Source organism: Caballeronia sp. RCC_10 (assembly GCF_041360715.1).
Classification (GTDB): domain Bacteria; phylum Pseudomonadota; class Gammaproteobacteria; order Burkholderiales; family Burkholderiaceae; genus Caballeronia; species Caballeronia grimmiae.
In genome coordinates, this window is record NZ_JBFUPT010000094.1 from 1 (window position 1) to 2,163 (window position 2,163).

The window sequence follows — 2,163 nt, forward strand, 5'->3', positions numbered from 1 at the left end:
TCTTCATGACTTCCATTCCTCCGTTGGAAGCCATTCTCTCAAGTTTCAACCGGTCCGATATTCGCCAGGCAGGTCAGGAGCCTCCGGTTCGCCAGGAAAATCTCTATGGTCTTCCATCTTGACACTCCTATGCCGTTGGCCCGTGAGGCTCCACTTTTTTCCGGCTTCCACCGCTCACGGGTGGGAGGCGTTCATATCATTTCTCCCGGTTGCTCAGGAGTCGCGGGCCGATGCCCATTTCTTTTCTTATCAGTTTGTTCGCCTTCTCGGGATATTGTGCTCTAGCTGCAACTGCCGGAAGTCGCGTTGAAGCGATTCGACCTGTTGTTCGAGTTCTGCTCGCTCATGGTCCGGCGCTGGCTTCTTTTTACGTTTCATCGATGCTGGAACCTCTCGGCCGAGTAGCTGGTTCTTCCAGTTATACAGGGTTGGCCTGCTCACGCCTGTTTCTCGGCAACGACGCGCGCGCTTTTGCTCTCTGGTGCACAGCTCGAAGACTGCCGCCCGCTTCACTTCTTGCGGTTTTCGCGAGCTGCCGACTGCTCTGCCAACGAGACGCTTTCTGACGTCGGGACACACTTCTTCGATCCACGCTGCAAGCGTCTCGCGACTCGGCGTATGCTTCCCCGTCAAGTAGACATCGTCATGTAGACGTTTCAGGCCATGGTTAGCCGCGGCATGAATTGCGCCGGCGGTAGGCCGCCCAGAAAATCACAAGGGCGATATTCGTTGTAGTCGATCAACCAGTTGTCCGTAATGCTTTGGACTGCCGCAAGTTGTCGAGCAGGTGAACATCCAGCACCTCCATTCGACAGGTTCGGTTGAAGCGCTCGATGAAAGCGCTTTGGTTGGGCTTCTCAGGCTGGATGTAGCGCACCGCAATGCCCTTTGTTTGCGCCCATTGAGTGAACGCGTGAGAGATCATCTCCGGGCCGTTATCCAAACGAATCGCCTCGGGCATACCGTGGCAGTCCACAAGCCGGTTCAACACGCGAATCAAGCGAGCCGAGGGGATCGACGTGCCAATCTCGATTGCCAACCATTCGCGGTTCGCTTCGTCGATCACATTTAGCGTTCGGAATCGCCTGCCGCAACTGCTCTTCCACATGTAATAGGTGGCGTTACTGATGCCGTGCGTGCGGCAAAATTCGGCAACCGGGACAACCGGCTTCGCCTTCTTTGAGGACCGCGACGATCTGACTTTCCGTGAATCTGCTTTTCTTAAAGGCAATCTCCGATGCATGGAGGCCCCCGAAATTCTACAACTCAACGTCTAACCGTTAGGGAAGCATACGTCGGATACCCCAAAGCCCTCAAGGTCGCGGCAGCACAACACTCTTGGCTCAGGTAATACTCGACGGCCACCTTCTTCTGCTCGGGCGAATACCTCGGCTTCGACGCTTCGACCGGACATAGCCGGTCTATAGATCACGACACCGCCCGTACTCTCGATGCCAGGCTATAAGGGAATTCTTCGTCGGGTAGCCCAGTTCCCGAATAGTCGCCATGATGCGCCTACCCAACTTCAAGTCGAGCTGAACCGCTCGAAGACGGTCCTCGGACAGTACATGAACCTATGGTCGCCTATTTTTGCAACACCAATCTTTGACGTTGTGGTTGGCCTGCTCGAGTCTATACGGCGTCGTTGTAGCGAATCTTCCCCGCGCACGATGAGAGTCGCGCCCGATAATCCTCAAAACTACCGCGGCTTTGACAAGCCGGCTCATGTATCAGGTTCTTTATGGGGCCGTGATGCCGCTTACGTCATCAAATTTCAGCGGTCGCAAAATAGTTGGGTGACTTTGGCAAAGCAGAAGTGCGTTGGCCAGATCAGGCTGACATCGTTGCTAGCCGGATTCAAACACCGTGTGATGGGCTGCCAGTGCCCGGCTGTACGCGCGAACTTGTTGGACAGCGCGCATGCGACAACGCTGGAATGTCGTCGAAGTGAGCATTGGTCTGACCCACTCTACCAGCCGACCGGTCTGCCGGTCGATGCGTTGCATATAGGCCCTTGCGCATTGAACTGCAGGCGTCGAATTGTTTTGTTTCCACGCTTGCTTATGCCAAGCAGGTTGGCTCGACCGAGTTATGGTCGAAACTGGTGTTTGGATGAGGCGGGGGTTTGAAGGCGGTGGCGGTATAGCTGAGAATGTTGCTTGT

Annotated in this window: 3 pseudogenes; all 3 read right to left on the reverse strand. The window is 55.3% G+C overall.

What is annotated here, in order from left to right:
* Nucleotides 1–199 precede the first annotated feature (199 nt).
* A pseudogene (locus AB6804_RS31735) lies at nt 200–615 on the reverse strand (transposase); the annotation flags it as partial.
* A gap of 41 nt (nt 616–656) precedes the next feature.
* Nucleotides 657–1,232 (reverse strand): annotated as a pseudogene (locus tag AB6804_RS31740) (integrase core domain-containing protein).
* 615 nt (nt 1,233–1,847) lie between these two features.
* Nucleotides 1,848–2,086, reverse strand: a pseudogene (locus AB6804_RS31745) (IS110 family transposase); the annotation flags it as partial.
* Nucleotides 2,087–2,163: the final 77 nt, after the last annotated feature.